The following is a 26854-nucleotide window of genomic DNA, read 5'->3' as shown; positions in this document are numbered from 1 at the left end:
CGTCCCGGTGGTACTCGTGGGATGGCTGACGGTTCATCTGGTGCCCCCGGCGGAGGGCTGGGGCGCGCCGCCGACGGGCGTTCCGGACACGGCGTGCACGGCCGCCGGGTCGAGGTCGAACAGCTCGCGCAGGGCCTCCGCGTAGGAGGCGCCGCCGGGCTCGGCGGCCAGCTGCTTCACCCGGACGGTCGGGGCGTGCAGCAGCTTGTCGACGACGCGGCGGACGGTCTGGCCGATCTCGGCGCGGTAGCGCTCGTCCAGGTCGGGCAGCCGGGACTCCAGCCGGCCCAGCTCGGCGGCGACCACGTCGGAGGCCATCGAGCGCAGCGCGACCACGGTCGGCGCGATCCGGGCGGCCCGCTGGGCGGCGCCGAAGGCGGCCACCTCGTCGGCGACGATCCGGGTGACCTGGTCGACGTCGCCGGCGCCGGGGCTGGCGGCGTGCGCGTGGGAGAGGCTCTCCAGATCGACCAGCAGGGCGCCGGCCAGCTCGTGCACGGCGTGGTCGACGTCGCGCGGCATGGCCAGGTCGAGCAGGGCGAGCGGGCCCCGGTCGCGTCCGGGACCGCCCGCGCGCAGCGCGACGGCGGCGGCCACGTCCTCGGCCCTGACCACCACGCCGGCCGCGCCGGTGCAGGAGATCACCAGGTCCACGTCGGCCAGTGCCTCGGGCACCTTGGCCAGGTCCAGGGTGCGGGCCACGTCCGGGCCGAGGATCTCGACCAGCCGCTCGGCGCGCGCCGGGGTCCGGTTGGCGATCAGCAGGTCGGTCACGCCGGAGCGGACCAGGGTGGCGGCGGCCAGCGAGCTCATCGAGCCGGCGCCCACCACCAGCGCGCGCTTGCCGGCGATCTCGCCCGCGCCCGCCGCGACCTGCTCCAGGCCGAAGGTGACCAGCGACTGGCCGGCCTTGTCGATGCCGGTCTCGCTGTGCGCCCGCTTGCCGACCCGCAGCGCCTGCTGGAACAGCTCGTTCAGGCCGCGCCCGGCGGTGTGCTCCTCCTGGGCCTTGGCGAGCGCGTCGCGCAGCTGGCCGAGGATCTGGCCCTCACCGACCACCATCGAGTCCAGACCGCACGCCACCGAGAAGAGGTGGTGGACGGCGCGGTCCTCGTAGTGGACGTACAGGTGGGAGGTCAGCTCCTCCAGGTCCACCCCGCTGTGGTGGGCCAGCAGCAGCGACAGCTCGGCGACGCCGGCGTGGAACTTGTCCACGTCCGCGTACAGCTCGATCCGGTTGCAGGTGTTCAGCAGCGCGGCTTCGGCGACGGTCGTGGTGGCGGCCGCGTCGTGCAGCAGCCGGGTCGGCACGTCACCGGTCAGCGCGGCGCGCTCCAGGACCCCGACCGGGGCCGTGCGATGGCTCAGCCCTACGACGAGAAGGCTCATGCCCGCCCCTCACAGCTCTCGGTGTTCATGCGGGCATCACCGCGGAGAGATCCCCGTCGCCGCCCTTGGCGGACTTTCCCTTGGACTGCTCGGCCGGGTCCTTGGCCGCCGGCTCGGCGGTGCCCCGGCCCTTGCCACTGCCGCCGGCGGCGCGGCGCAGCTTGGCCGCGGCCGCGCGGACCGGGCCGGGGGCGCGGTCGAGCACCGACTCGGCGCGGTCGTCCGGCTCCTCGCCGGCCTTGCGCTGCTCGTGGAAGGCGAGGATCTGCAGCTCGATGGAGAGGTCCACCTTGCGCACGTCCACGCCGTCCGGGACGGTCAGCACGGTCGGGGCGAAGTTCAGGATGCTGGTGACGCCGGCCTCGACCAGCCGGTCGCACACCTGCTGGGCGGCGCCGGGCGGGGTGGTGATCACACCGATGGAGACGTGCTGGCTCTCGACGATCGACTCCAGCTCGTCCATGTGGCGCACCGGCAGCCCGGCCGCGCTGCTGCCGACCACGTTCGGGTCGGCGTCGAGCAGGGCGGCCACCCGGAAGCCCCGGGAGGCGAAGCCGCCGTAGTTGGCAAGGGCGTGGCCGAGGTTCCCGATCCCGACGATGACGACCGGCCAGTCCTGGGTCAGGCCGAGCTCGCGGGAGATCTGGTAGACGAGGTACTCGACGTCGTAGCCGACCCCGCGGGTGCCGTAGGAGCCGAGGTAGGAGAAGTCCTTGCGGAGCTTGGCCGAGTTCACGCCGGCCGCGGCGGCCAGCTCCTCGGAGGAGACGGTCGGCACCGAGCGCTCGGAGAGCGCGGTGAGGGCCCGCAGGTAGAGGGGAAGGCGTGCGACGGTCGCCTCCGGGATGCCCCGGGCACGCGAGGGTCGGCGCGCGGCGCCCTGGTCGGGCGTCTGCGAACTGCTCTGTGGTGATCGGCCGATTGCCACGGTGCTCCTGTGGGTGAAGCTGGGCTTTGGCAGCCAGGCTATGTGTTTGTGAACGTGTGCACAAAGATGGTGTCCGTTTTGTCCCTGCACAGTGATGCGCATCACGCCGTCGAGCGCATAGCACCGGCCCGGGTCAGCACGACCTCCGGGGCCCGCGAACCCGGCAGCCAGGGGCCGTACGGCTCCTCCCTGCGGAACAGCGGGACGGCCGCGCCGGACGGGCGGGACCGGGCCCGCCCCAGCCGGGGCCAGGGCACCCGGGCCGCCTCGCGCAACGGGCCCGCCCAGTCGTCCGGCGGGCAGGACGCGGCCCCCAGGCAGTGCCTCAGCAGCTCGGCGGTCACCCGGGCGTCGCCCAGCGCGGTGTGCGCCGGGTACCGGCCCAGACCCGCCGCCTCCACACAGGCCGCCAGGCCGTAGCCCGGGGCCTCCGGCAGGTGCGCGCGGGCCAGCCGCATCGTGCACAGCACCGGGACCGGCGGCAACGGCACCCCGATCCGGGCGAACTCGCGATCCAGGAACGCGTGGTCACAACTGACGTGGTGACCGACCAGCACCCGGCCTGCCAGCAGCTCCAGCAGCCGGGGGGCGATCTCACGGAAACGCGGGGCACCCTCGACGTCGGCCTGGCATATCCGGTGCACATGGGTCGGCCCGACCGGACCCAGCGGGTCCAACAGGGTGGCGAACTCCTGCTCCGGGCGCAGCCGCTCGTCGAGCAGCACCACCGCGACCTCGACCACCCGGTGCCGCCACGGGCTGCGGCCGGTCGCCTCCACGTCCACCACGGCGAAGCCCGGGGCCCCGCAGGGGGCTTCGGACGTCCCAGAGGTCGGACCGGGAAGCATGGCGGCACTCCTCGTGTGCTCAGCCCCCCATGGGCGCAAACGCGTTCGATCGTAAGCCGACCAACCCGCCCCGCCTCAAGCCGGAACGGGGTGTCTTTGACAACGATTCGGCGAAGCGCCCCCGCCGAACGACGGGGTGACCGGGCCCGCGCGGACGGCCGGTCAGCCGCCCAGGGCCGTCCGCAGACGCCGCTCGTCGACCCGCCAGAAGTCGTGCTGGCGGCCGTCGACCAGGGTCACCGGGATCTGCTCCCAGTAGCGGCGGAACAACTCCTCGTCCTGGGTGATGTCCTTCTCCTCGAAAGACGCCCCCAGCTCGCCCGTCACCCGGACGATCACCTCGCGGGCCTCGTCGCACAGGTGGCAACCGGGCTTGCCGACCAGGGTCACGGTACGGTCCGCGGGCTTCGGGCTCTTACGTCGCAGCAGTGGGCTCACGGCGTTCATTATTCGCGCCGCTCGCCTCCGGGGCGCTTTGGGTCCGGTGCCGACGGTCGGCGCACTGCCACTCGCCCGCTCGCCTCCGGGGCGCTTCTCGTCCGGTGCCGACGGTCGGCGCTCCCTCGCTCCTTCGTCGCTCCCTCGCGCTCTCCCTTTCGGCACCGGCGCGCCCCTTCGGCTCGGGGCGGGGCGGGGAGGCTCGGGGTGGGCCAGGGGAGGACCCCGGGGCGGGGGCCCTGGGCGCAGGGGAGAACCCCGGGACGGGGCAAGGGGCGGGGGCAAGGGGCGGGGGCAAGGGGCGGAGGCGAGGGGCGGGGACAAGGCGCGAGGAGCCCGGGGCGGGGGCTGGGGGCAGGGGGCGCACCCGGGCCGCGCGCGGCCGAGCTGTTCACCCGGCGGGCACGGCACCGTCACGGCCGCTCCGCGCCCGGCTGGCTATGCTCGATGACATGGCCGTGCTCAGAAGGCTCACCCAGGCAAGGCGTTCCGGCAGCGAGCGGAGCGCCCTGGCGGGCGAAGCCGCGGCCGAGGCCGCCGAGGCCGCGCTGCGCGCCGAGCCCGAGCACGGATCCGCCCCCGCGGCGGCCCACGCGGCCGCTCCCCCGCTCTCTCCCGACGCGTCGGATCCGACGGCCCCGACCAGGCCCGGGAAGGCCGCCAGGACGCCCAGGGCCTCGGAGGAGAACCACACCCCGGACCGGGACGACCCCCGCGCCGCCGCCTTCTTCGACTGCGACAACACCATCCTGCGCGGCGCCGCCGTCTTCTACCTCGGTGTCGGCCTCTACCGCCTCGGGTTCCTCACCCGCCGCGACATCGCCCGCTTCGCCTGGCAGCAGGCCTGGTTCCGGCTGCACGGCGCCGAGGACCCGGACCACATCTCGGACGCCAAGCACACCGCGCTGGGCATCGTCGCCGGGAAGCCGACAGCCGACCTGGAGGCGATCTGCGAGGAGATCTTCGAGGAGGTCGTCGCCGACAAGATCTGGCCGGGCACCCGGGCCCTGGTCCAGATGCACCTGGAGGCCGGCCAGCGGGTCTGGCTGGTCACCGCCGCCCCGCTGGAGGTGGCCCGGATCATCGCCCGGCGGCTCGGCATGACCGGCGCGCTCGGCACCGTCGCCGAGGCCCGGGACGGCCGGTACACCGGCGGGCTGGTCGGCGATCTGCTGCACGGCCCGGCCAAGGCCGCCGCCGTCCGCGCGCTGGCCCGCCGCGAGCGCCTGGACCTCGACCGCTGCGCCGCCTACAGCGACTCGGCCAACGACATCCCGATGCTCTCGCTGGTCGGCCACCCGTACGTGGTGAACCCGGACGGCGCGCTGCGCCGCCACGCCCGGGCCCAGGGGTGGCGGGTGCGGGACTTCCGGACCGGCCGGAAGGCGGCCCGGGTGGGGCTGCCGGCGGCGGCCGCGCTCGGGGTGCTGGCCGGCGCGACGGCGGCCGGGGTGGCCCTGCACCGGCGTCGCCGCCGCCCCTGAGACCGGCCCTTCCGGGACTCTCCGGAGCCTTCCGGGGCCCTTCGGAGGGCTCGCGAGCGCTTGCGAGGATCGCTCGGGCGGGCTCGCCCGGGTGGGTGAGCGGGCGTCAACCAGGGCTCTGACCTGGCCGCTCGTACGGGCGAACTCCCCTGTACTGCCAGGCAGTCGGGCCTCTATGTACGAACGTGTCAGCCGGTGACTGGTTCTGATCGTTCGCCAGGCCGGGAAAGTCAGGGGTTGCCGGGCCCCAAGGCTGGGAAACCGCCCGCGAGACACCCGAATTGGTCACCCTGGGCGGCTGTTCGATCACGTTGAGCTGGATGAACGATGACAGCTCCGGTCAGTGTCAGCCGAATATGCACAACAAATGGATCCCAAACGACCACTTCGACCACACGGTGTAGCTGTCATTGCACAAAGCGTTATTCTCTCCTGGATGCACGTCACCCACGTGTCCCGCTCGAACGGACGCTTCGGGAAGTGCTCTCCGCGCAGGCGGAGGTGATCCGTCCACAGTTCTGCCTCTGGGAGTCCCGTGTACCCACCCGTCCGGAACGACGCGCCTGCACCCTCCCGCCCGTCGTCCGCGCCCCTGCGCCCCCGCACCGGCCACCGCGGCCGGCCCACCGCCGAGCGGCAGATCTCCACCGGCCTGGACCTGCTGCGCAACCTGCTCCGCAGCCAGCTCGCCGCCTCGCCCCGACTCGCGACCGCCGGCGGAACGTTCGGCCACCCGCACGGCCCCGGCCTGGCGCTGCGCACCACCGCCGCCGGCTCGACCGGCACCGGCGCGCGCGGCCGGGCCGGCACCACCGGCGTCGGGCGCGGCCGCTCCCGGACGGCCGCCGGCCCGGGCTACGAGACCGAGCACAACCCGGTCATGGAGCTGGTCGAGCGGGCCCAGGCCGGCGAGAGCGAGGCCTTCGGCCGGCTCTACGACCACTACGCGGACACCGTCTACCGCTACATCTACTACCGGGTCGGCAGCCGGGCCACGGCCGAGGACCTCACCAGCGAGACCTTCCTGCGCGCACTGCGCCGGATCGGCACCTTCACCTGGCAGGGCCGCGACTTCGGCGCCTGGCTGGTCACCATCGCCCGGAACCTGGTCGCCGACCACTTCAAGTCCAGCCGCTTCCGGCTGGAGGTCACCACCGGCGAGATGCTCGACTCCAACGAGTGCGAGCGCAGCCCGGAGGAGTCGGTCCTGGAGTCGCTCTCCAACGCCGCCCTCCTGGACGCCGTCCGCCGGCTCAACCCCCAGCAGCAGGAGTGCGTCACCCTGCGCTTCCTGCAAGGGCTCTCGGTGGCCGAGACGGCCCGGATCATGGGCAAGAACGAGGGCGCCATCAAGACCCTCCAGTACCGCGCCGTACGCACCCTGGCCCGGCTGCTCCCGCCCGACGCGCGGTGAGCCGGCCGTGACCGCGCGGGGCACCGCCGGAGGGCCGTCCGGCCGTCCGTCACCGGCCGCGCCCGACCGACACGTCAGGGTGAACGGTCGATCCGATGATCAGCCGTGCGTAACCGACCGCCCGCACCGATCGTTGCCCTGGGTGCAAGCCTCCACCGGGCTTACGGTCAAGCCGAATTGTGACCTGTCACCCGATGGAGTGGCTTTGGCCCGCCGGGGCAACCGTCCGGCAGGCCGGGGTGTCGACAACGACGAAGGGAGGTGTGGCCCGTGACGGCAAACGTGCTGGAGCACCGGCGGGCGAAGGCCTTCGCCGAGGCGCTGGAGGCCCACCGGACGGAGCAACTCGCTGCAACCGACGCGGAGCCGGCCAACACCGCGGGCCTCGGCTCCGGTTCGGCCGCGATGGCCGAACTGGTCGGCCTGACCGACGTGCTGGGAGCGCTGCCAGGACCGGTGCTGGACCGGGAGGCCCGGACGGTCCAACGCGCCCAGCTGATGGCGGCGTTCGAGCAGGCCTTCGCCGGCGGACCGGGCGCGGCGGTACCCCGCCAGCGCCGCCACCGGGCGATCCGGACGGCGCCGCGCGGCCGCTGGAGCCGCCGGTTCGCGATCGGCGGACTGGTCGCGGGGCTCGCCGTGGGCAGCCTGACCGGCGCGGCGGCGGCGAGCACCGGGGCGCTCCCGGGGGACACGCTGTACGGGCTCAAGCGCGGCCTGGAAGGGCTGCGGCTCGACTTCGCGGACTCCGACTCCGAGCGCGGCGAGATGCTGCTCGACAACGCCGCCACCCGGCTCGGCGAGGCCAAGCAGCTGGTCGGCCGGACCGGCCCGGCCGGCGGGCTCAGCCCGGTCACCGTCGAGCAGGTCCGGCGTGCCCTGGACGACATGCACAGCGACGCCCTCAAGGGCCGCGAGCTGCTGCGCTCGGTCTACCGCAGCAACGGCTCGCTCGACCCGATGCGCGCGCTGGCCGGCTTCGCCCACGACGAGGACGGCCGCTGGAGCGAGCTCCAGGGCAAGCTGCCCGTCCAGCTCACCCAGCAGGCGTCCCTGGTGAACCAGCTCTTCGACGACATAAGCGAGGACGTCGCGCCCCTGCGCCTGGCCCAGCCCCCCGCCAAGAGCGGTGGCACGGCCGGCCCCGGAGCGGGCGACGGCTCCTCCCAGTCGACCGGCGGTTCCCCGGCCGGCTCCCCGGCGGGCTCCGGCACGGCGGGCACCGACCAGGCCCCGGGCGGCGGCGCGAACGGCCGTCCCGGCGCCACCGACCACGCCCCGGCCAACCCCGGCTCCGGCGCGTCCGGCAGCGGCGGCAAGGGCGGCGGGTTGCCGAGCACCCTGCCCACCAGCGCCCCGGACGCGGTCAACGGGCTGGTCGGCGACCTCACCAGCGGGCTGACGGGCACCAAGCCCTCGCCGAGCGCCGACGCCGCCCCGCCGCAGGTGCCGCAGCCGTCCGGGACACCGGGCGTCCCGGACGCGGCCAGGCAGCAGGGCGTCGAGGTGCCCCCGCTGGTCCCGGGCCTGCTGCCCGGGCTACGGATCCTCGGCGGCTGACCGGGGTGCGACGGGGGCCCGGCGGAGTGCGATATCCGCCGGGCCCCTCCCGTACGTCCGTGGGTCCGTCCTCCACAAGGGACGGACCCACGGACGTACGGTCAGAAGAACACCGAGCGGCGCTGCACCAGCAGCTGGTAGAGCGAGTGCTGGATGGTCTCGCGCACCTCGTCGGCCAGGTCGAAGACCAGCATCGGATCGTCCGCCGCCTCCGCCGGGTACCCGTCGGTGGCGATCGGCTCGCCGAAGCGGATCGTCCACTTCGTCGGCAGCGGCAGCATCCCGAGCGGCCCCAGCCAGGGGAAGGTCGGTGTGATCGGCACGTACGGCAGGCCCAGCAGGCGGGCCAGCGTCTTCACGTTGCCGATCATCGGGTAGGTCTCCTCCGCCCCGACGATCGAGCAGGGCACGATCGGCACCCGGGCCCGCAGCGCCGAGGACACGAAGCCGCCGCGGCCGAAACGCTGGAGCTTGTAGCGCTCGGCGAACGGCTTGCCGATGCCCTTGAAGCCCTCCGGCCAGACCCCGACCACCTCGCCGCGCTCCAGCAGCGCCTGGGCGTCCTCGTTGCAGGCCAGCGTGTGGCCGGCCTTGCGGGCCAGCTCGTTGATCCCGGGCAGCACGAAGACCAGGTCGGCGGCGAGCATCCGCAGGTGCCGGTGGTTCGGGTGGTGGTCGTGGATGACCACCTGGGTCATCAGCGCGTCCAGCGGGATCGTCCCGGAGTGGTTGGCGACGATCAGCGCGCCGCCCTCGGCCGGGATGTTCTCCACGCCCTGGACGTCGATCCGGAAGTACTTCTCGGCCAGCGGGCGCAGCAGCGAGAGCAGCACCTCCTCGGTGAGCTCCCGGTCGAAGCCGAACTCGTCGACCTCGTAGTCGCCGGTGACCCGGCGGCGCAGGAAGGCCAGCCCCTCGGCGGCCCGGCCCTCCCAGCCCTTGCCGAGCAGCCGGGTGGCCGCCGGACCGAGCGGCCCGGACAGCGCCCCGCCGACGGCCCCGGCGAGGCGGTCGGCCAGGCCGGGGCCCTCGGACCCGGTCCAGCTCGGGGCGGACTCGATCGGGATGACCTTGGCCTCGCCGGGCACGTTCTCGGCTGCGGCACTCATCGCGGGTTCAGCTCCTCGGTCGGCGGGGGCGGTCCGGTACGGCGGGGGCGGCCCCTTCCGGGCCGAGCAGGGCGGACAGCCGGTCGGTGGCGGCGGCCAGCCGTCCGGGCGGCAGCAGGCCCGGGCGCTGGGCGGCGGCGAAGTCGGCGAAGGCCTCGGGCGTGGTGAACGCCGGCCGGTAGCCGAAGGTCTCGCGCAGCCTCGTGGTGTCCACCACCCGGCCGTGGGTGAGCAGCCGCAGCTGCTCGGGCGAGACGTCCACCAGCCGGGTCTGCCGGGCCAGGACGGCCATCCAGCTGACCGCGGGCAGCAGCAGCGGCAGGGTCGGCCGGCCGAGCCGGCGGGCGCACTGGGAGAGCAGCAGGACGCCCTCCCCCGCGACGTTGAGGGTCCCGGTGTTGACGGTGCCCGGCTCGGGCTCGCCGGCGGCCCGGCAGAGCACGGCGACGGCGTCGTCCTCGTGCACGAACTGGAGCCGCGGGTCGTAGCCGAGCACGGTCGGCAGCACCGGCAGCGCGAAGTACTCGCTGAGCGGGGTGTCCGCGTCCGGGCCGACGATGTTGGCGAAGCGCAGCACCGTCACCGCGACGTCCGGGCGGCGCCGGGCGAAGCCGCGGACGTAGCCCTCGACCTCCGCCGCGTCCTTGGCGAAGCCGCCGCCGGGCGGGTCCTTCGGCTGGATCCGTTCGCTGAACACCGCCGGGTCGCGGGGCGCGGAGCCGTAGACGCCGGTGGTGGACTTCACCACCAGCCGGCGCACCCCGGGCGCCTTCTGGCAGGCGCCGAGCAGCTGCATGGTGCCGATGACGTTGGACTCCTTCACCGCGGAGCGGTTGGTGGAGCCCAGTCCGGTGGCGCTGACGCTGAGGTGCACGACGGTGTCCACCCGGTGCTCGGCGAGCACCCGGGAGAGCGCCGGGCGGCGCAGGTCGAGCTGGTGGAAGCGGTACGGGGCGGCCGGGCCGGACGGCTCCCCGGCCGGCACCCGCGGCGGCTGCACGTCCACGCCGACGACCAGGTCCACCCCCGGACGGCGGCGGACCTCGGCGGCGAAGCGGGCACCGAGATGGCGTGCCACGCCGGTGACGAGCACGACCACGCCCACGGTGCTGCACCCCATTCCCTCGGCCCGAGCGGCTGCGTGCACCGTACCGCGCCGCCCCACCGGGCCGTGAAACGACACTGCCCGCCCCGGACCGCGAGGGCCTGGGACGGGCAGTGGAAGCGCTGGGCGCGCAGGGCGCGGCCGGGGGCGCTTACTTCTTGTTGCGACGCTGCACGCGGGTCCGCTTCAGAAGCTTGCGGTGCTTCTTCTTGGCCATACGCTTGCGACGCTTCTTGATGACAGAGCCCACGGAACAACCCTCGCTCACTGAGACTCTCGCCCGTGTGAGACGGAGTCCATACGACTGACGTGAGGGCCTAGCCTACCGTCCGGGTGGCCGGGGCTGTAAATCGTGCCCCCGGCAACCGGGAAACTCAGGGGAAATCTGCGGCGAACGGGCCCCGGTCCGCGGCTGCGGACCGGGCCCCGACGCCCATGTCCTACGCGCTCTCGAGCCGCACGTAGGACTCCTTGAGGTACTCGTGCACCGCCTGCTGGGGCACCCGGAAGGACCGTCCGACCCGGATGGCCGGCAGTTCTCCGCTGTGCACCAGTCGGTACACCGTCATCTTGGACACCCGCATGACCGCAGCGACCTCCGCCACGGTCAGGAAGACGACTTCCTGCAGGGGACGCTCCACGGAACTCATGACCATCACCCGACCCTTACCCGTGTGCAAGGCACCGGCTTCCCCTCCGGTGACTCCACCGGCACACGTGTATCCCCAGAGTAGTTATGGGTGGTACCAGTGGGAAGAGGGGAAGTGCAGTCCTCGTACGGTGAGAGATAGGACTGTTGCAGTACGTAGCCACTCGGCGGATCGCACGGGTCGCCGTACGCACGACGGGCGCGGCGCCGCTCCGGGGCGGCGGGTTCAAGCCAGCAGGCCGTGGTGGGGGAACACCGCGCGGCGGGCGGCCAGGACGGCCTGATCGAGCCGGTCGGCCGGATCGTAACCCGCGTCGAAGTCGCGCCAGGCCGGGCGGGCGCCGTCGGTCATCCGCAGCGGGGCCGGGCGGCGGGTGCGGCGGTAGACCTCGGCGCGCCACGGCTCGGGGGTCTCGGTGGCCGGGTCGACGGGCCGTCCGGCGGCGGTGGCGACCAGGTGGGTCCAGGTGCGCGGGACGACGTCGACCACCGCGTAGCCGCCCCCGCCGGTGGCCACCCAGCGGCCGTCGGCGTGCCGGTGGGCGAGCCGGTGGAGCTCCTCGGCGATCAGCCGCTGGGCGTCCACGGTGACGGCCAGGTGGGCGAGCGGGTCCTCCAGATGGGTGTCGGCGCCGTGCTGGGTGACCAGGACCTGCGGCCGGAAGGCGTCGAGCAGTTCGGGCACCAGGGCGTGGAAGGCGCGCAGCCAGCCGGCGTCGCCGGTGCCGGCCGGCAGCGGCAGGTTGGCGGCGGAGCCGGGGGCGTCCGGGCCGCCCGTCTCGGTGGACCAGCCGGTCTGCGGGAAGAGCGTGGCGGGGTGTTCGTGCAGCGAGACGGTGAGGACCCGGGGGTCGTTCCAGAAGGCCGCCTGGACGCCGTCGCCGTGGTGGACGTCCACGTCGACGTAGGCGACCCGCTCGGCGCCGAGTTCGAGCAGCCGGGCGACGGCCAGCGCGGGGTCGTTGTACACGCAGAAGCCGGAGGCCTTGCCGGGCATCGCGTGGTGCAGTCCGCCGGCGAAGTTGACCGCGTGCGGGGCCTCGCCGCGCCAGACCGCCTCGGCCGCGGCCACCGACTGCCCGGCGATCAGCGCGGAGGCCGAATGGATGGCCGGGAAGGACCAGTTGTCGTCGGTGCCGAGGCCGTGCCGGGGGTCGCTCAGCTCCGGGTGGGCGGCGGCCTGTCTGACCGCCTCGACGTACTCCCCGGTGTGCACCAGCCGGAGGGTGGAGTCGCCGGCGGGCGGCGCGGACCGGACGGTGACCCCGGGAGCGGTGTCGAGCCCGAGGGCCTCGACCAGGCGCATGGTGAGGGCCAGCCGGGTCGGGTCCATCGGGTGGCCGGGGCCGAAGTCGTAGGCGGTGACGGCCTCGTCCCAGAAGAGGTGCAGGCCGCAGGGGGTGTCACGCTCGGCTTCGGGCATGGCCTCCACCGTAGCGGGTGACGGCCGTCGGGCCGCCGCCAGGGCGCGCCGGGGCGGCGGCCGCGGCCCGGCGGCGCGGCACGTGTGGGGTACCTGTGGAGAGGAGTTGTCGAGGCGGTACAGACAAAGGCTTTACGAATCCCTATCCTCTCCGCCATGAAGCCATTCAGCGTGCAACGCCTTGGGGTAATTCTCGCTGCAATACTGGGACTTGGTCTTCTCTTTGCCGCCCAGCCGGCCTCCGCCACCGTCAGCGGTATCGCCTTCTCCGTCGACAAGAAGACGGCGAAGCCCGGTGACCAGCTGACCCTGACGCTGTCCCTCACCAACACCGAGACCAGCGACATCTTCTTCGCCTACGAGTTCATCCAGCCCACCTGGCCGTCCAACCAGGCGACCGGCATCTACACGGTCGTCGGCTGCTCCGGCGACACCGTCGACTGCACGACCAACGGGAACAACGCCAACTTCCACTTCCTGGCCCCGATCGCCCCCGGCGCGACCCGCACCGTCACGCTCACCGTCCAGATCTCCCCGAACTGGCCCGGAAACACGTCCACCAGCACGCTGAACTGGGCGCCGTACGTCCACTACGAGTTCGGCCAGGTGAACGGCCCCTCCACGGCCAGGGACGAGGGCTACTACAGCGGCCTGCCCGAGTTGCAGACCACCATCGGCGTCTGACCCGCCTCCCCCACCCCCCACCCCAGCCCTGTCCCCGCCGTCACCCGGCGGGGACGGGGACCGACACGGGCGCCGGGGCGAAGCGGTCCGCCAGCGGCAGGACGGCGAGCACCAGCAGCATCGGGGCCAGCAGCGCCCAGCGGTACGAACTCGCGTCGGCGATCGCCCCGACCAGCGGCGAACCGACCAGGAACCCCACGTAGTTGAAGAGGTTGAGCCGGGCCACCGCGGCGTCCGAGTCGGCCGGGAAGAGCCGCCCGCCCGCCGCGAAGACCTGCGGGATGATCGCGCAGATGCCGAAGCCCAGCACCGTGAACCCGGCGATGCCCGCCCAGGGGGCGGGCGCGACCGCGGCCGCCCCGAAGCCGAGCGCCGCCAGCGCGGCCCCGCCGCGGACCACCGGGACGGCCCCGAAGCGCTGCACCGCGCGGTCGCCCAGCGCGCGGCCGAGCAGCATCGCGACCATGTAGCCGAGGTAGGAGAGCTTGGCGAGGTCCTCCCGGCTGCCCAGTCCGTCGGTGAGGTACTTGACGCTGTAGTTGGAGACCGAGGCGTCGGCGATGTACGCGAAGGCCATCGCCAGGCAGAGCGGCAGCAGCGGCCGCCACGGGACGGACCGGGCGGCGGCCTCGGTGGCCTCCCGGACGGCGTCGCCGAGTTCGGCCGGGCCGGCGGTGGGGGTCCCCCCGGCCGAAGGCTGGGGGAAAGTGCCGGTGAGCACCGCGAGCGGGGCGATCACCGCGGCGGCCGTGCCGAACAGCACCGGCAGCCCCAGGTCGTAGTGCGAGCCGAGGCCCGCGAGGGCCGCGCCGACGATGCCGCCGAGGCTGAACGCGGCATGGAAACCGATCATGATCGAGCGCCCGTAGCGGTGCTGGAGGCCCACCCCGAGCATGTTCATACTGGCGTCGAGGCCGCCCACCAGCAGCCCGAACGCGCCCAGGGCGAGGGCCAGTTGCCACAGCGCGCCGCCCAGTCCGACGGCCGCCAGGCTGAGGCAGACGGCGGGCTGGACCACCCGCAGCACGGCCCGGGCGCCGGTGCGCTTCACCAGCCGCTCGGAGACGATCGAGCCGACCCCCGCCAGGACCGGCACGGCGGCCAGGAAGACCGGCAGCAGCCCGTCGCTCAGCCCGTACCGGTGCTGGATCTCCGGGATGCAGGTGACCAGCAGCGCGAAGGTGACGCCCTGGAGCAGGAAGCTGACCGCGAGCGCGGCCCGCCCGACCCGCAGACCGGGCGGGGCCACGGACGGCGCGGCACTGATACGGACCTCCACACGGGCCTCCCGGCAACCTCGCTACCGACCGGTAGAACGATGTTGGCGAGAGCGTAGGCGGTGCGCCGCGATTGCGGGAGGGGTCGCGCAGGGACTTCTGCCCGGGACTTCCGTGAGGCTCCCGCCCCGGGCGCCGCGGCCTACTTCCCGCCGGAGGCCAGCTCCCGGGAGCGGTCCCGGGCCGCCTCCAGGGCGCTCAGCAGCGCCGCCCGCACCCCGTGGTTCTCCAGCTCGCGGATGGCCGAGATGGTGGTGCCGGCCGGCGAGGTGACCGCCTCGCGCAGCTTCACCGGGTGCTCGCCGGAGTCCCGCAGCATCACCGAGGCGCCGATCGCCGACTGCACGATCAGGTCGTGCGCCACCTGCCGGGGCAGGCCGAGCAGGATCCCGGCGTCGGTCATCGCCTCGACCAGGAAGTAGAAGTAGGCCGGACCGGAGCCGGACAGCGCGGTCGCCGCGTCCTGCTGGGACTCGGGCAGCCGCAGCGCCTTGCCGACCGAGCTGAAGATCTCCTCGGCGCGCACCAGGTGCTCCTCGCCGGCGTGCGAACCGGCCGAGATGACGCTCATCCCCTCGTCCACCAGGACCGGGGTGTTGGGCATCACCCGGACCACCGGGGTGCCGGCCGCCAGCCGCTCCTCGAACCACGCGGTCGGCACGCCGGCCGCCGCCGAGATCACCAGCCGGTCCGGGCTGACGTGCGGGGCCAGCTCCTCCAGCAGGGTGCCCATGTCCTGCGGCTTGACCGCGAGGATCAGGGTGTCGGCGAGCTTGGCGGCCTCGGCGTTGGAGACGGCCACCACGCCGTACCGGGCGGCGAGTTCGGCCGCGCGCTCGGGGCGGCGGGCGGTCACCAGGACGTCCGCCGGGTCCTTGCCGGCCCGCAGCAGACCGGAGAGCAGGGCCTCGCCGATCTTGCCGGTGCCCAGGAAGGCGATCTTCTGTCCGTGTGCCGCGCTGTTGCCCATGGTCCGCTCCTTGCCTCGGTACTGCGGCCATCCTCGCACCGCGCGCGGGCCGTCGGCGGGACCGTCCGGTCCGTGGTCGCCGGGCCCGCCGGGGCTCCCGGGCGGCTCCACGGCGCCTCCCGGCGGCTCTTGCCGGTTCCCGGAAACGGCTCCCGGAAGCGGCTACCGGACCGGTTCCGGAGACGATTCGCCCCTAGGGAGAAAACCAGGGGGTTCCCCTATGGCCCCCGGCTCCTGGCAGGCGCACCGTGGAGCCATGGCACACGACGAAATGTCCCGACGTGAGAACCGGCAACTCGCCGTCGCCTCGGCGACCGTGGGCCCGTGGCGGACCGCCGCGGGGGTCGGTGCGGTGGTGGGGGCGACCGCCCTGGGGATCGAGGCGATCTCCGGCGGCTGGTCGCTGAGCATGCTGGCCGGTCCGGCCGGCTGGGCCCTGTTCTTCTTCTTCCTGGTCGGCACCGTCGGCGGGCAACTGCGCCGCGACACCACCGACCGACGGCTGCGCCGCTGGGCGAACGAGCACCCGTGGCAGTCGGCGCTCCCCGCGGCCGGCGGGCTGCTGGTGCTGAACACGCTGGCCCAGGTGTTCCTCGGCGACACCGGCCTGTTCGGCTCCTTCTTCATCTCACTGCTGCCGGCCGGCCTCCTGCTGGCGATCGCCGGGGTGGTGGGGTCGGTCAAGCAGGCCCGCGAGAAGGGCTGAGCACCGGCGCGGTTCCGGACGGGACGGGGTGGGCCGCACCCCGGCGCGCACGAGTTCACCACATGGTGTGCCCCCGATCGACGTATCGTCACACCCCGTCGTCATACTGGCGCGATGCCGATAGCCGAAGATCCGGAACCGCGCCCCTCCGGGGGCGACGAGCCGGGCGGGTCCGACCTGTCCGGAAGGGGCGGGAAGGACCCGTTCGCCGACCTCGTCCTGGACGAGGAGTTCGTCCGCGACGCCACCGTCAAGGAGCAGAGCGGACGGACCCGCATGCTCGCCGCCCGGTGGAAGCACACCCCGCCGGTCGACCCGGGCGGCCGCCGCTCGGTCAACGACGGCCCCGCGCCCGCACGGCGCTTCGGCCGCAAGCCGAAGCCCCCGGCCGTCGACCCCTGGGGCAACCCGCGCCCGCGCCGCCGCGCCGGGTGGCGCACGCCGCTCTACGTCGTGCTGGTCGTCGCCGTCCTGCTCGCCGCACTGAACATCGACGGGCTGCGCGGCTGGTTCGCGGACCACGTCGGCGGCCCCTCCTCGGCCCACGCGCCGGTGCCGACCGTCGCCCCCGAGACGGCCAAGCCGACCACCGCGCCGCCGAAGGTCGACGAGCAGCAGCCGACCGTCGACCACCCCTGGGCCGGCTCCCCCGCCGAGGGCTGGCCGAACGGCGCCGAGGCCTTCGTCCTGCCCGAGGCCCAGGCCACCGGCGTCTTCTCCACCGAGCAGGTGGCCGCCCAGCTCGCCTCGGTCCGGGACTACCTGGCCGCCGCCAACCTCGACCCGGCGGTGGTCGCGGGCGGCCGCCCGGACGCCGCCCTGGCACTGCTGGAGCGGGAGGACCAGGACAGCGCGCGAACGGCGGTGGAGCACCCCTCCAAGGAGCAGGACCCGACCGGCCGGTTCAGCCGCTTCGACCCGCGCGACGCGATCCCGGTGGGCGACGTCGTCAAGGTCCAGGGCCGGATGAGCTTCGAGGGCGACGGGGACAAGGGCGTCCTGATCCACACCGACTTCAGCTTCGTGTACGCGCTGCGCCCCGGCCCGGAGGCCGCCAAGCGGGCCGGGGCGCCCCAGCCGACGACCCGCGCCCCGCAGCCGACCAAGCCGCCCTCGCGGCAGGACGGCACGGCCAAGCCGGCCGGTCTGCTCGTCCCGGCGGCCGACGTGGCCGGGGACACCTGGACCACCCGCACGATCGTGCGCCGGGTGGACACCTTCCGCTTCTACGACCCGGGGCGCTACCGGGTCCAGCCGAAGAAGCTCGTGTACGCCAAGAACCAGACCGACCCGGCCAACTCGGCCTGCGACGTCTACGACGGCTTCTTCCACCCGCAGTTCGACCAGTTCGCGGTTGCGGACGCGCCCGGCACCCGGCCGACCGGTCCGGCGGTCGACCCGTACGACCGCAGCAAGGACATCCAGCAGACCGACGAGTGCGGCACGATCAGCCGCAACTGACCGGTCAGCGCTTGCGCTTGGCCCGGCTCGGCACCTTGGTGCCGGGCCGGCCGCTGCGGCCCGCCTGGCGCTTCTCGTACTGGGCGACGGCCCGCTCGTGCGCGGCGCGCCGGACGGCCTCGCCGGGGGCCTCGACCAGGCTGCGGGCGAAGTAGGCGGCCAGGGCGCCGGCCCCGCCGATGAGCCAGACCGCGCCGAGCGACTTGTCCTCGGCCATCCAGCCGGTCAGCTGGTCCTTGCCCTCGGTGAGCACCTTCCAGGTGCGCCGCACGGACATCATCGAGCAGATCGCGATGGCCGCGGTCAGCAGCACGTTGAGGAAGGTCCCGCTGTCGGAGACGGCGATGCCCTCGACGCCGAAGCGCAGGAGCAGCACGGCGGCGGCGGTCGCGGCCAGGGCGCCGACGGACACGCCGATCCGGCGCGGCCAGTAGCCGCCGTCCCGGTTCAGCCAGCTGGTGCCGAACCAGCGGATCGGCTCCGGCTCGGGGGCGCCGGCGGGCTTGGGGGCGGGGGTGGGGGTGGGGGGCTGCTCGCTCACGCCGTCGATTATCACCCGGGCGCCGGGTACGGCGCGGGCGCCGTCCCGGCCCGCGGGACGGCGCCCGCGCCGTGGGTGGTCCGGACCGGGCTCAGCCGAGCTTGGTCACGTCCCGGACGGCGCCCTTGTCGGCGGAGGTGGCCATCGCGGCGTACGCCCGCAGGGCCTGGCTGACCTGGCGCTCCCGGTTCCTGGGGCGGTAGCCGCCCGAGGCCTCCAGGGCGCGGCGGCGCTCGGCGAGGACCTCGTCCGGGACCTCCAGGGAGATCGTCCGGCCGGGGATGTCGATGGCGATGGTGTCACCGTCCTCGACGAGGGCGATCGTCCCGCCGGAGGCCGCCTCCGGGGAGGCGTGGCCGATGGACAGGCCCGAGGTGCCGCCGGAGAAGCGGCCGTCGGTGACCAGCGCGCAGGCCTTGCCGAGGCCGCGGCCCTTGAGGAAGGAGGTCGGGTAGAGCATCTCCTGCATGCCCGGGCCGCCCTTGGGGCCCTCGTAGCGGATGACGACGACGTCGCCCTCCTTGACCCGCTTGGCCAGGATCGCCTCGACCGCGTCCTCCTGGGACTCGACCACGACGGCCGGGCCGCTGAAGGTCCAGATCGACTCGTCCACGCCGGCGGTCTTCACGATGCAGCCGTCCTCGGCGAGGTTGCCGTACAGCACGGCCAGGCCGCCCTCGACCGAGTAGGCGTTCTCGACGCTGCGGATGCAGCCCTTGGCGCCGTCGGTGTCCAGCGTGTCCCAGCGCTCGGACTGGGAGAAGGCCTCGGCGGAGCGGACGCAGCCGGGGGCGGCGTGCCACAGCTCGACGGCCTCGGCGGAGGGCGAGCCGCCGCGCACGTCCCAGGTCTTGAGCCACTCGGCGAGCGAGTCGGCGTGCACGGTGTGGACGTCCTCGTTCAGCAGGCCACCACGGTGCAGCTCGCCGAGGATGGCCGGGATGCCGCCCGCGCGGTGGACGTCCTCCATGTAGTACGAGCCGTTCGGCGCGACCTTGGACAGGCAGGGCACCTTGCGGGAGATCGCGTCGATGGCCCGCTGGTCGAAGTCCAGCTCGGCCTCCTGGGCGGCGGCGAGCAGGTGCAGGATGGTGTTGGTCGAGCCGCCCATGGCGATGTCCAGGGCCATCGCGTTCTCGAAGGCGGCGCGGGTGGCGATCGCCCGGGGCAGCATCGAGGCGTCGTCACCTGCGTAGTGGCGCTGGGTGATCTCGACGACCGTCCGGCCGGCCCGCTCGTACAGCGCCCGGCGGGCGGTGTGGGTGGCGAGCACCGAGCCGTTGCCGGGCAGCGAGAGGCCGATGGCCTCGGTGAGGCAGTTCATCGAGTTGGCGGTGAACATGCCGGAGCACGAGCCGCAGGTGGGGCAGGCGTTCTCCTCGATGATCGCGATGTCCTCGTCGGAGACGTTCTCGTTGACCGCCTGGGAGATCGCGTCGACCAGGTCGAGCTTGCGCACGGTGCCGTCGACCAGGGTGGCCTTGCCGGCCTCCATCGGGCCGCCGGAGACGAAGACGGTCGGGATGTTCAGCCGCAGCGCGGCCATCAGCATGCCCGGGGTGATCTTGTCGCAGTTGGAGATGCAGATCAGGGCGTCGGAGCAGTGCGCGTTGACCATGTACTCGACCGAGTCGGCGATCAGGTCGCGCGAGGGCAGCGAGTAGAGCATGCCGCCGTGGCCCATCGCGATGCCGTCGTCCACGGCGATGGTGTTGAACTCGCGCGGGATGCCGCCCGCCTGCTTGATCGCCTCGGAGACGATCCGGCCCACCGGCTGGAGGTGGGTGTGGCCGGGGACGAACTCGGTGAAGGAGTTGGCGACCGCGATGATCGGCTTGCCGAAGTCCTCGCGGGCTACGCCGGCGGCCCGGAGAAGCGCCCGGGCGCCTGCCATGTTGCGACCGTGGGTGACCGTACGGGACCTCAGCTCGGGCACTGTGCTCCACTCCTTCGGGGCTCTCGCCGGCGCCCCGCCGGTGGAAGGTGCGGGGGCCGCTGTGGCTACCGAGCCTACGCCCGCCGTCCGGCGGGCGGACAGGCCGTCCGCGATGCGGTCATCCGGCCGGTGGGGCCACGGGCCCGCCGGGTCACTCCGGGGTGGTGGCCACCGTCAGGTCCACGACGTACGGCTCGACCACCCGTCCGTCCGGGAACTCGGCGAGCAGCGCCGCGCGTTCGACGGCGATCAGCGGCTCGCGCCGCTCGGGGGCCAGGGCGGCGAAGAAGGAGCGGGAGGTGAGGTTGTCGACCGCCTGCTCGACCGGGATCTCCCGCTGCCAGTCCAGCCTGACCCGGGAGACCCGCAGCCCGGCGGCGGCGAAGGGGGCGGTCAGTTCGTCGACCCGGCCGTACCCGTGGTAGCGGCCGGAGAGCGCCTCGGACAGCCGCACGTCCCGGGCGCGCACCCACGGGACGGACTCGTCGAACATGTTCCACCAGGTGGCGAGGGCGCCGCCGGGCCGCAGCACCCGGACCGCCTCGGGGACGGACCGCTCGGGCCGCGTCCAGTGGAAGGCCTGGGCGTAGGTGACCAGGTCGGCCGAGCCGTCGTGGAAGGGCAGGTCGTCGCCCCCGCCCCGGACCAGCGGGAGCCCCGGCGAGACGGCCCGGAGCCGCGCGGCCATCTCCGCCGAGGGCTCCACGGCGACGACGTCCGCGCCGCGGGCGGCCAGCAGCCGGGTGCCGATGCCGGTGCCCGCGCCGACGTCCAGGACCCTGGCGCCCCTGAGGCCGTGGCCCCAGAGCCGCTCCAGCTCGTCGAACAGCTCCGCCGGGTAGCCGGGGCGGCCGCGGTCGTACTCGGTGGCCACCGAGCCGAAGCTGCCGGCGAGTTCACGGAAGTCGCGGAGTTCGCTGAACCTCTGACCGTTCGACACTTCTCCCCCTCGGTACGGCAGTTCCGTTCTCGTCCCCGCCGGTCAGCGTACGCGCGACGGGGTGGCGAGGTGCAGCCTGGTGAACGCCAGCGCCTCGGCCAGGTCGGCCTCGCGTTCGGCGGGGGACGCGGAGCGGCGGGTGTTGACCTCCAGCACCACGTGGCCGTCGAAGCCGGTCCGGGCGAGGTGCTCCAGCAGCTCGGCGCAGGGCTGCTTGCCCCGGCCCGGGATCAGGTGCTCGTCCTTGCCGGACCCGCTGCCGTCGGCCAGGTGGACGTGGGCGAGCCGGTCGCCCATCCGCTCGACCATGGCGAAGGTGTCGATCCGGGAGGTGGCGACGTGCGAGAGGTCGATGGTGAAGTGCCGGTACTCCTCGTCCGTCACGTCCCAACCGGGCGAGTACGCCAGCACCTCCCGGTCGCGGTAGCGCCACGGGTACATGTTCTCGACGGCGAAGCGGACGTCGGTCTCGCCCGCCATCCGGTTGATGCCGGCCACGAAGTCCCGGGCGTACTGCCGCTGCCAGCGGAACGGCGGGTGCACGACCACGGCGCTCGCGCCGAGCTTCTCCGCCGCCGCCCGGGCCCGGACCAGCTTGGTCCACGGGTCGGTGCTCCACACCCGCTGGGTGATCAGCAGACACGGCGCGTGCACGGCCAGGATCGGCAGCCGGTGCGCGTCGGAGAGCCGGCGCAGGGCCTCGATGTCCTGGCTCACCGGGTCGTTCCAGACCATCACCTCGACCCCGTCGTAGCCCAGCTTGGCGGCCAGCTCGAACGCCACCGCGGTGCTCGCCGGGTACACCGAGGCGGTGGACAGGACCACCTTGGTGTCGGGGATGTGCAGGGCCGGGTGCTGGGGCAGCACCAGCCGGTCGGTGGTGCGCAGCAGCGGCGGGCGGGCGGCGTCCCGGCGGGCGGCCTTGACCGAGCGCACCGACTGGACGGCGGCCTTGGCGGCGCCGGCGGCCCGGGCGGTGCGGGTCTCCTTCGGCACCGCCTTGGCGGCGGCCTTGCGGGGGGCGGGGGCGGGGGCGGGGGCCGTCGCCGGGGCGGTCTTCGCGGGTGCGGCCTTCCTGGCGGTGCGCGTGACGGCCTTCGCGCCCTTGACGGCCTTCGCGCTCTTGGCCGGCTTGCTCGTCCTGGCCGGCTTGCTCGTCCTGGCCGGCTTGCTCGTCCTGGCCGGCTTGCTCGTCTTGGCCGGCTCGGCGGCCTTCACGGCCTTCACGGCCTCGGCGGCCGGTGCCGCGGTGGCGCCCTTGACCGCCTTGCCGAGCCGACGGCGCGACCCGCCCGGCCGCGGCTGCCCGTCCCCGGGAGCGCGGCCCTCCCGCGTCCCGTCCTCGTCCGCTGGTTGCACCACGGGAGACAGCGTAAGCGGAGCGCGCCCCGAACGGGACGACGTCCTGACGCCGTCCTGACACGCCCCGGTGCCGCTCCTACGGGGTGAGCGCCGGCCGGCGCCGGTCGGCGGGGCTGTCCATGGCGTCCAGGCGGCGCAGGATGATGCCCTCGCGCAGCGCCCACGGACAGACGTCCAGCTCGTCCAGGCCGAACAGGTCCATCGCGGCATCGGCGACCAGTGCTCCGGCCAGCAGCTGCTTGGCCCGGCCCTCGGAGACACCGGGGATCTGCGCGCGCTCGGCGACCGTCATCGCGGACAGCCGCGGCACCCAGGCGGCCAGCCCGCTGCGGGTCAGCCGGCGGTCGGCGTACGGACCGGCGTCGGCGGGGGCGGCGCCGGTCATCCGGGCCAGCTGCTTGAAGGTCTTGGAGGTGGCGACCGCGTGCTGCGGCGGCCCGAGCCGGGCGATCTCACCGACCACGGTGGCCATCTCGGCCCGGATGTGGCGTCTCAGCTCGCGCAGCCCGTCCGGGTCGGCGACGTCCCCGGGCAGCCAGCGGGCGGTCAGCCGCCCGGCGCCCAGCGGCAGCGAGGAGGCGACGTCCGGCTGCTCGTCCAGACCGCAGGCGATCTCCAGCGAACCGCCGCCGATGTCCAGGTTGAGCAGTCGGCCGGAGGACCAGCCGAACCAGCGGCGGACGGCCAGGAAGGTGAGCCGCGCCTCGTCCTGCCCGGAGAGCACCCGCAGCTCGACACCGGTCTCGGCGGCGACCCGGCGCAGCACCTGCTCGCCGTTGGCGGCCTCGCGCACGGCGGAGGTCGCGAACGGCAGGATGTCGACGACGCCCTTGTCCTCGGCGACCCGCAGCGAGGAGGCGATGTGGCCGACCAGCCGCTCGACCCCGGCCTCGCTTATCGCGCCGTCGTCGTCCAGCAGCTCGGCCAGGCGCAGTTCGGCCTTGTGGGAGTACGCGGGCAGCGGGGCCGCGCCCGGATGGGCGTCCACCACGAGGAAGTGGACCGTGTTGGAACCTACGTCGAGAACACCGAGTCGCATAACTCTCCACGCTACGCGATCCGGGCCCTGGCAAGGGGGGTTGCGGCGGTATTCGCGCTGGTCCGGGGCCGTCCCGCCGCCGGTCCGCGGCGGTAGGGGTCGACGGCCCCGGGGGGCGGGGCCGAAACCGGTCCGGCACCGGCCGGCGGAGGGCTTCTCCGGAGCCGACGGCGGCCCTCCCGCCGGATGCCCCCGGCCGTCCGAAAGCCCGCTGGTCCGGTGCCGGTTGCCGTCCGGGCCCGACCGGCGTGCCGCACCCGGACGGGCGGGCGCGGAGCCGTGGTCGGCCCCGCCCCGCCCCGCAGCCCGTCACCGCCCCCGCGAAAGCTCTACCCTTGCCGGGTGGCACCAGCAGAAACGTCCAAGAAGAAGGCCAAGGCGAGGCCCGAGGCCTCCCCCGCCCCCGTCGACCTCGCGATGCCGACCCTGCGCCGCGAGATCCCGCGCGACGAGGTCCCGCTCGACTTCGCGCGCGCCTGGGTCGAGTTCGCCGACCCCGCCGACGAGGAGCAGGTCTTCCGCTGCGACCTCACCTGGCTCACCTCCCGTTGGTCCTGCGTCTTCGGCCAGGGCTGCCACGGGATCCGGGAGGGCCGCGGCGAGTCCGACGGCTGCTGCACCCTGGGCGCGCACTACTCGGACGAGGACGACGAGAAGCGCGTCCTGTCGCACGCGAAGCGGCTGACGCCCGAGCTGTGGGAGAACTTCGCCCAGGGCACCGACGCCAAGGGCCGGATCGTCTCCGACGGCGGCGTCACCATGCTGGACGAGGACGGCGACCGCCAGACCCGCCGGGTCGGCGGGGCCTGCATCTTCGTGAACAGCCCCGACTTCGCGGGCGGCGCCGGCTGCGCCCTGCACGCGCTCGCCCTCAAGGAGGGCCGCGAGCCGCTGGAGACCAAGCCGGACGTCTGCTGGCAGCTGCCGATCCGCCGCACCTACGACTGGATCGACCGCCCCGACGACACCCGCTACCTCCAGGTGTCGATCGGCGAGTACGACCGCCGCGGCTGGGGCCCGGGCGGCCACGACCTGCACTGGTGGTGCACCGGCGCCCCGGCGGCCCACCAGGGCGCGGAGCCGGTGTACGTCAGCTACCGCCCCGAGCTCACCGAGCTGATGGGCCGGGCGGGGTACGACGTCCTGGCCCGCCTGTGCGAGGAGCGGATCGCCACCAAGGGCGACCGCAGGATCGCGCCGCACCCGGCCGACCCGCCCAAGCCGAAGAAGAAGGGCTGACCCTCCCGGAGGGCCCGGGGAGCACTGCCCCCGGGCCCTACTTGTCGATGTCCCCGACCACGAAGAACATCGACCCGAGGATCGCCACCATGTCCGCGACCAGGGTCCCGGGCAGCAGCTCGGTCAGCGCCTGGATGTTGTTGAAGGACGCCGAGCGCAGCTTGAGCCGCCACGGCGTCTTGTCGCCGCGCGAGACCAGGTAGTAGCCGTTGATGCCGAGCGGGTTCTCGGTCCACGCGTAGGTGCTGCCCTCGGGCGCCTTGAGCACCTTGGGCAGCCGCTGGTTGACCGGGCCGGGCGGCAGGGTGGCGAGCTTGTCGAGGCAGGCGTCGGCGAGGTCCAGCGAGTTGAGGGTCTGCTCCAGCAGGCACTCGAAGCGGGCCAGGCAGTCGCCCTCCTCCCGGGTGACCACGGTGAGCACCTGCCGCAACTCCTCGGAGCCGTACGCGAGGTAGGGCTCGTCGCGGCGCAGGTCGAGGTCGAGGCCGCTGGCCCGGGCGATCGGGCCGCTGACCCCGTACGCCTGGGCGTGCGCCTTGGTGAGGACGCCGACGCCGGCCGTCCGGGCGCGGAAGATCTCGTTGCCGAGGACGAGGTCCTCGAAGACCGGCAGCTGCGAGCGGACGGTGGCGACGGCGGTGCGGACCCGGCCGAGCCAGCCGGCCGGGAGGTCCTCCTTGAGGCCGCCGACCCGGTTGAACATGTAGTGCATGCGGCCGCCGGAGGCCTCCTCCAGGACGTGCTGGAGGTCCTCGCGGCCGGTGAAGGCGTGGAAGATCGGGGTGATCCCGCCGAGTTCCAGCGGGTACGAGCCGAGGAACATCAAGTGGTTGAGCACCCGGTTGAGCTCGGCAAGCAGGGTGCGGACCCACACCGCCCGCTCCGGGACCTCCATGCCGAGCATCCGCTCGACGCCGAGGACGACGCCGAGTTCGTTGGAGAAGGCGGAGAGCCAGTCGTGCCGGTTGGCCAGCATGATGATCTGCCGGTAGTCCCGGGCCTCGAAGAGCTTCTCCGCGCCCCGGTGCATGTAGCCGATCACCGGCTCGGCGGTGACGATGCGCTCGCCGTCGAGCAGCAGCCGCAGCCGCAGCACTCCGTGCGTGGCCGGGTGCTGCGGGCCGATGTTGAGCACCATGTCGGTGGTGCCCGCCCCGCCCGTGACGTTCTCGGCGCCCGCCCCGATGCCGACCGTGGTCTCCCTCATGACCCCAGAGTCTGCCATCCCGGCAGGGCCGCCAGGCTCGTCGGTACCGGCATGCGGACGGCCTGCAAGACCCATCCGAACCCGCCCAGCCCGGCCGGGTCGGTCAGCTCGGCGCCCTCCCCCGCCCCGCCGAGCGCCCGCAGGTAGGCCGCCGGGTCGGTGGTGGCGAGGGTGAGCGGCGGGCGCCCGCCGCTCACCCCGAGCGCGCGCAGGGCGTCCCGCTGCGTCGTCCACAGGCTGTGGAGACCGGGGACGGCGACGGAGTCCAGGGCCACGTGCGCGGTGACGTCGCAGGAGCCGTCCGGCACCGGGGCCACCTCCCGGCCGTCCCGGAAGCCGGCGAAGGTGGCGAAGGGCGGCCGACGCCCCGCCGTGTGCCCGTAGTCGACGGCGACGGCGAGGCCGCGCTCCAGCCCGGCGACGGCCCGCGCCCAGGCCGCGTCCCGGGGCCCGCCGAACTCCACCACCTCGCCGGGCACGGAGACCGGCCACCACCGCTCGGCCCAGGCCGCCTCCGCCGCCGGCACCTCCGCGCCGAGGCGCACCTCGCCCGTCGCGGTGTGCACCTCCAGGTAGCGCAGCACCCCGTCCTCGTCCACCTCCCCGGCGTCCAGCGGCACGTTGTCCAGCCACTCGTTGGCGAACAGCAGCCCGGTCAGGCCGCGCGGCACCTCGTCCGTCCACAGGGCTGTGGACGGGAGTCCGGCCGGGCGCTCCGCGATCTCCACGCCGTACGGGCGCAGCCGCGCCAGCACCTCGCCGGGCAGCTCGGCCAGGACGCCGGCCAGCAGTTCGCCCCGCCCGGCCCCGACGTCGACGAAGGCCAGCTCCTCCGGACGGCCGAGGGCCGCGTCAACCTCCAGCAGCAGCCGGGCCACCGCACGGGCGAACCTCGGCGAGGCGTGCACGGAGGTGCGGAAGTGCCCGGCCGGGCCCTCCGGCCTGCGGTAGAAGCCCTGGTCGGGGTCGTACAGGGCCCGGTCCATGGCGGGTGCCCACCGCATCCAAGTCATGGGGCGGGACGGTACCCGGACGCGGGTGACCCCTCCCAATCGGAGCCGGGGCTTCTCCGACCTACGGAGTAGGACGGATCGCCCTACCGGCGGACCTGGGCACACGGAGCGACTGCCTACGCTGGACACGTG

Annotated in this window: 25 protein-coding genes; 7 read left to right on the top strand and 18 right to left on the bottom strand. The window is 74.1% G+C overall.

The features are described from left to right. Positions 1–33 precede the first annotated feature (33 nt). The 4 genes from ACFQ6N_RS10615 to ACFQ6N_RS10600 all read right to left on the bottom strand — a co-directional run bounded on the left by ACFQ6N_RS10615 (position 34) and on the right by ACFQ6N_RS10600 (position 3612). A complete protein-coding gene (locus ACFQ6N_RS10615; RefSeq protein ID WP_380648367.1) occupies positions 34–1389 on the bottom strand; it encodes a glutamyl-tRNA reductase in 1356 nt (451 codons plus the stop codon). 25 nt (positions 1390–1414) lie between these two features. Further along, complete coding sequence (locus ACFQ6N_RS10610) at positions 1415–2311, bottom strand: redox-sensing transcriptional repressor Rex (RefSeq protein ID WP_380648423.1); 897 nt, start codon at positions 2309–2311, stop codon at positions 1415–1417. A gap of 107 nt (positions 2312–2418) precedes the next feature. Then, positions 2419–3165: an exonuclease domain-containing protein gene (locus tag ACFQ6N_RS10605; protein WP_380648366.1), complete on the bottom strand. Its 747-nt coding sequence runs from the start codon at positions 3163–3165 to the stop codon at positions 2419–2421. A gap of 162 nt (positions 3166–3327) precedes the next feature. After that, positions 3328–3612, bottom strand: coding sequence for a glutaredoxin family protein (locus ACFQ6N_RS10600; RefSeq protein WP_380648365.1), 285 nt, complete (start codon positions 3610–3612; stop codon positions 3328–3330). Positions 3613–4055: 443 nt separating this feature from the next. Between ACFQ6N_RS10600 and ACFQ6N_RS10595 the strand changes: the two genes are divergently transcribed. From ACFQ6N_RS10595 to ACFQ6N_RS10585, 3 genes are all read left to right on the top strand, one after another. Continuing rightward, complete coding sequence (locus tag ACFQ6N_RS10595; protein ID WP_380648363.1) at positions 4056–5087, top strand: HAD family hydrolase; 1032 nt, start codon at positions 4056–4058, stop codon at positions 5085–5087. A gap of 592 nt (positions 5088–5679) precedes the next feature. Further along, on the top strand, positions 5680–6501 hold the full coding sequence (locus ACFQ6N_RS10590; RefSeq protein WP_380648422.1) for an ECF subfamily RNA polymerase sigma factor, BldN family: 822 nt from the start codon (positions 5680–5682) through the stop codon (positions 6499–6501). A gap of 270 nt (positions 6502–6771) precedes the next feature. Further along, on the top strand, positions 6772–8061 hold the full coding sequence (locus tag ACFQ6N_RS10585; protein WP_380648361.1) for a DUF5667 domain-containing protein: 1290 nt from the start codon (positions 6772–6774) through the stop codon (positions 8059–8061). 101 nt (positions 8062–8162) lie between these two features. On the opposite strand, the gene ACFQ6N_RS10580 is transcribed toward ACFQ6N_RS10585, so the two are convergent. From ACFQ6N_RS10580 to ACFQ6N_RS10560, 5 genes are all read right to left on the bottom strand, one after another. Continuing rightward, positions 8163–9170 (bottom strand): lysophospholipid acyltransferase family protein, encoded by a 1008-nt coding sequence (locus tag ACFQ6N_RS10580; RefSeq protein WP_380648360.1) that lies wholly within the window; start codon positions 9168–9170, stop codon positions 8163–8165. A gap of 7 nt (positions 9171–9177) precedes the next feature. After that, a complete protein-coding gene (locus tag ACFQ6N_RS10575; RefSeq protein ID WP_380648359.1) occupies positions 9178–10275 on the bottom strand; it encodes an NAD-dependent epimerase/dehydratase family protein in 1098 nt (365 codons plus the stop codon). Between the two features lie 151 nt (positions 10276–10426). After that, positions 10427–10525: a 30S ribosomal protein bS22 gene (locus ACFQ6N_RS10570; RefSeq protein WP_003948845.1), complete on the bottom strand. Its 99-nt coding sequence runs from the start codon at positions 10523–10525 to the stop codon at positions 10427–10429. Positions 10526–10715: 190 nt separating this feature from the next. Then, positions 10716–10925, bottom strand: coding sequence for a helix-turn-helix domain-containing protein (locus ACFQ6N_RS10565; RefSeq protein WP_045699258.1), 210 nt, complete (start codon positions 10923–10925; stop codon positions 10716–10718). Positions 10926–11150: 225 nt separating this feature from the next. Then, positions 11151–12347, bottom strand: a complete 1197-nt coding sequence (locus tag ACFQ6N_RS10560; protein ID WP_380648358.1) for an acetoin utilization protein AcuC — start codon at positions 12345–12347, stop codon at positions 11151–11153. Positions 12348–12503: 156 nt separating this feature from the next. Here ACFQ6N_RS10560 and ACFQ6N_RS10555 point away from each other — a divergent pair, with 156 nt between their 5' ends. Then, positions 12504–13031, top strand: coding sequence for a hypothetical protein (locus ACFQ6N_RS10555; protein ID WP_380648357.1), 528 nt, complete (start codon positions 12504–12506; stop codon positions 13029–13031). 40 nt (positions 13032–13071) lie between these two features. Here ACFQ6N_RS10555 and ACFQ6N_RS10550 read toward each other — a convergent pair whose 3' ends face one another. Beyond that, entirely contained in the window at positions 13072–14310 is a 1239-nt protein-coding gene (locus ACFQ6N_RS10550) for an MFS transporter (RefSeq protein ID WP_380648356.1), read from the bottom strand. Positions 14311–14450: 140 nt separating this feature from the next. Then, complete coding sequence (gene proC, locus ACFQ6N_RS10545; RefSeq protein ID WP_380648355.1) at positions 14451–15278, bottom strand: pyrroline-5-carboxylate reductase; 828 nt, start codon at positions 15276–15278, stop codon at positions 14451–14453. A gap of 256 nt (positions 15279–15534) precedes the next feature. On the opposite strand from proC, the gene ACFQ6N_RS10540 reads away from it, so the two are divergent. Together ACFQ6N_RS10540 and ACFQ6N_RS10535 are read left to right on the top strand one after the other, a co-directional pair. After that, a complete protein-coding gene (locus ACFQ6N_RS10540; RefSeq protein ID WP_380648354.1) occupies positions 15535–15984 on the top strand; it encodes a hypothetical protein in 450 nt (149 codons plus the stop codon). 114 nt (positions 15985–16098) lie between these two features. After that, positions 16099–17445: a hypothetical protein gene (locus ACFQ6N_RS10535; RefSeq protein ID WP_380648353.1), complete on the top strand. Its 1347-nt coding sequence runs from the start codon at positions 16099–16101 to the stop codon at positions 17443–17445. A 4-nt stretch (positions 17446–17449) separates the two neighbouring features. Here ACFQ6N_RS10535 and ACFQ6N_RS10530 read toward each other — a convergent pair whose 3' ends face one another. The 5 genes from ACFQ6N_RS10530 to ACFQ6N_RS10510 all read right to left on the bottom strand — a co-directional run bounded on the left by ACFQ6N_RS10530 (position 17450) and on the right by ACFQ6N_RS10510 (position 23263). After that, the gene (locus ACFQ6N_RS10530) at positions 17450–17986 is read right to left on the bottom strand and encodes a hypothetical protein (RefSeq protein WP_380648352.1); all 537 of its coding nucleotides are present in this window, start codon (positions 17984–17986) and stop codon (positions 17450–17452) included. A gap of 91 nt (positions 17987–18077) precedes the next feature. After that, the gene (gene ilvD / locus ACFQ6N_RS10525) at positions 18078–19922 is read right to left on the bottom strand and encodes a dihydroxy-acid dehydratase (protein ID WP_380648351.1); all 1845 of its coding nucleotides are present in this window, start codon (positions 19920–19922) and stop codon (positions 18078–18080) included. 151 nt (positions 19923–20073) lie between these two features. After that, positions 20074–20862, bottom strand: coding sequence for a class I SAM-dependent methyltransferase (locus ACFQ6N_RS10520; protein WP_380648350.1), 789 nt, complete (start codon positions 20860–20862; stop codon positions 20074–20076). A gap of 42 nt (positions 20863–20904) precedes the next feature. After that, a complete protein-coding gene (locus ACFQ6N_RS10515) occupies positions 20905–21708 on the bottom strand; it encodes a sugar phosphate isomerase/epimerase family protein (RefSeq protein ID WP_380648421.1) in 804 nt (267 codons plus the stop codon). Positions 21709–22300: 592 nt separating this feature from the next. Next, the gene (locus ACFQ6N_RS10510) at positions 22301–23263 is read right to left on the bottom strand and encodes a Ppx/GppA family phosphatase (protein WP_380648349.1); all 963 of its coding nucleotides are present in this window, start codon (positions 23261–23263) and stop codon (positions 22301–22303) included. A 342-nt stretch (positions 23264–23605) separates the two neighbouring features. Between ACFQ6N_RS10510 and ACFQ6N_RS10505 the strand changes: the two genes are divergently transcribed. Next, complete coding sequence (locus ACFQ6N_RS10505; protein WP_380648347.1) at positions 23606–24502, top strand: hypothetical protein; 897 nt, start codon at positions 23606–23608, stop codon at positions 24500–24502. A gap of 37 nt (positions 24503–24539) precedes the next feature. Here ACFQ6N_RS10505 and ACFQ6N_RS10500 read toward each other — a convergent pair whose 3' ends face one another. Together ACFQ6N_RS10500 and ACFQ6N_RS10495 are read right to left on the bottom strand one after the other, a co-directional pair. After that, positions 24540–25709, bottom strand: a complete 1170-nt coding sequence (locus ACFQ6N_RS10500; protein ID WP_380648346.1) for an NADH-quinone oxidoreductase subunit D — start codon at positions 25707–25709, stop codon at positions 24540–24542. Beyond that, a complete protein-coding gene (locus tag ACFQ6N_RS10495) occupies positions 25706–26722 on the bottom strand; it encodes an SAM-dependent methyltransferase (RefSeq protein WP_380648345.1) in 1017 nt (338 codons plus the stop codon). Before ACFQ6N_RS10495 ends, ACFQ6N_RS10500 begins: the two co-directional genes overlap by 4 nt. Between the last annotated feature and the right edge of the window lie 132 nt (positions 26723–26854).

Source organism: Kitasatospora sp. NPDC056446 (assembly GCF_042796115.1).
Taxonomy (GTDB): Bacteria; Actinomycetota; Actinomycetes; order Streptomycetales; family Streptomycetaceae; genus Kitasatospora.
The sequence above is the reverse complement of the archived record's forward strand: the minus strand, read 5'-3'. Positions and strand labels throughout refer to the sequence as shown.

Bases quoted from the DNA above. Each gene is read 5' to 3' on its own strand.
- ACFQ6N_RS10580 (WP_380648360.1), bottom strand. From the start codon at position 9,170: ATGAGTGCCGCAGCCGAGAACGTGCCCGGCGAGGCCAAGGTCATCCCG.
- ACFQ6N_RS10500 (WP_380648346.1), bottom strand. From the start codon at position 25,709: ATGAGGGAGACCACGGTCGGCATCGGGGCGGGCGCCGAGAACGTCACG.
- ACFQ6N_RS10595 (WP_380648363.1), top strand. From the start codon at position 4,056: ATGGCCGTGCTCAGAAGGCTCACCCAGGCAAGGCGTTCCGGCAGCGAG.
- ACFQ6N_RS10510 (WP_380648349.1), bottom strand. From the start codon at position 23,263: ATGCGACTCGGTGTTCTCGACGTAGGTTCCAACACGGTCCACTTCCTC.
- ACFQ6N_RS10540 (WP_380648354.1), top strand. From the start codon at position 15,535: ATGGCACACGACGAAATGTCCCGACGTGAGAACCGGCAACTCGCCGTC.
- ACFQ6N_RS10560 (WP_380648358.1), bottom strand. From the start codon at position 12,347: ATGCCCGAAGCCGAGCGTGACACCCCCTGCGGCCTGCACCTCTTCTGG.
- ACFQ6N_RS10605 (WP_380648366.1), bottom strand. From the start codon at position 3,165: ATGCTTCCCGGTCCGACCTCTGGGACGTCCGAAGCCCCCTGCGGGGCC.
- proC (WP_380648355.1), bottom strand. From the start codon at position 15,278: ATGGGCAACAGCGCGGCACACGGACAGAAGATCGCCTTCCTGGGCACC.
- ACFQ6N_RS10615 (WP_380648367.1), bottom strand. From the start codon at position 1,389: ATGAGCCTTCTCGTCGTAGGGCTGAGCCATCGCACGGCCCCGGTCGGG.
- ACFQ6N_RS10535 (WP_380648353.1), top strand. From the start codon at position 16,099: ATGCCGATAGCCGAAGATCCGGAACCGCGCCCCTCCGGGGGCGACGAG.
- ACFQ6N_RS10600 (WP_380648365.1), bottom strand. From the start codon at position 3,612: ATGAACGCCGTGAGCCCACTGCTGCGACGTAAGAGCCCGAAGCCCGCG.
- ACFQ6N_RS10495 (WP_380648345.1), bottom strand. From the start codon at position 26,722: ATGACTTGGATGCGGTGGGCACCCGCCATGGACCGGGCCCTGTACGAC.
- ACFQ6N_RS10555 (WP_380648357.1), top strand. From the start codon at position 12,504: ATGAAGCCATTCAGCGTGCAACGCCTTGGGGTAATTCTCGCTGCAATA.
- ACFQ6N_RS10565 (WP_045699258.1), bottom strand. From the start codon at position 10,925: ATGAGTTCCGTGGAGCGTCCCCTGCAGGAAGTCGTCTTCCTGACCGTG.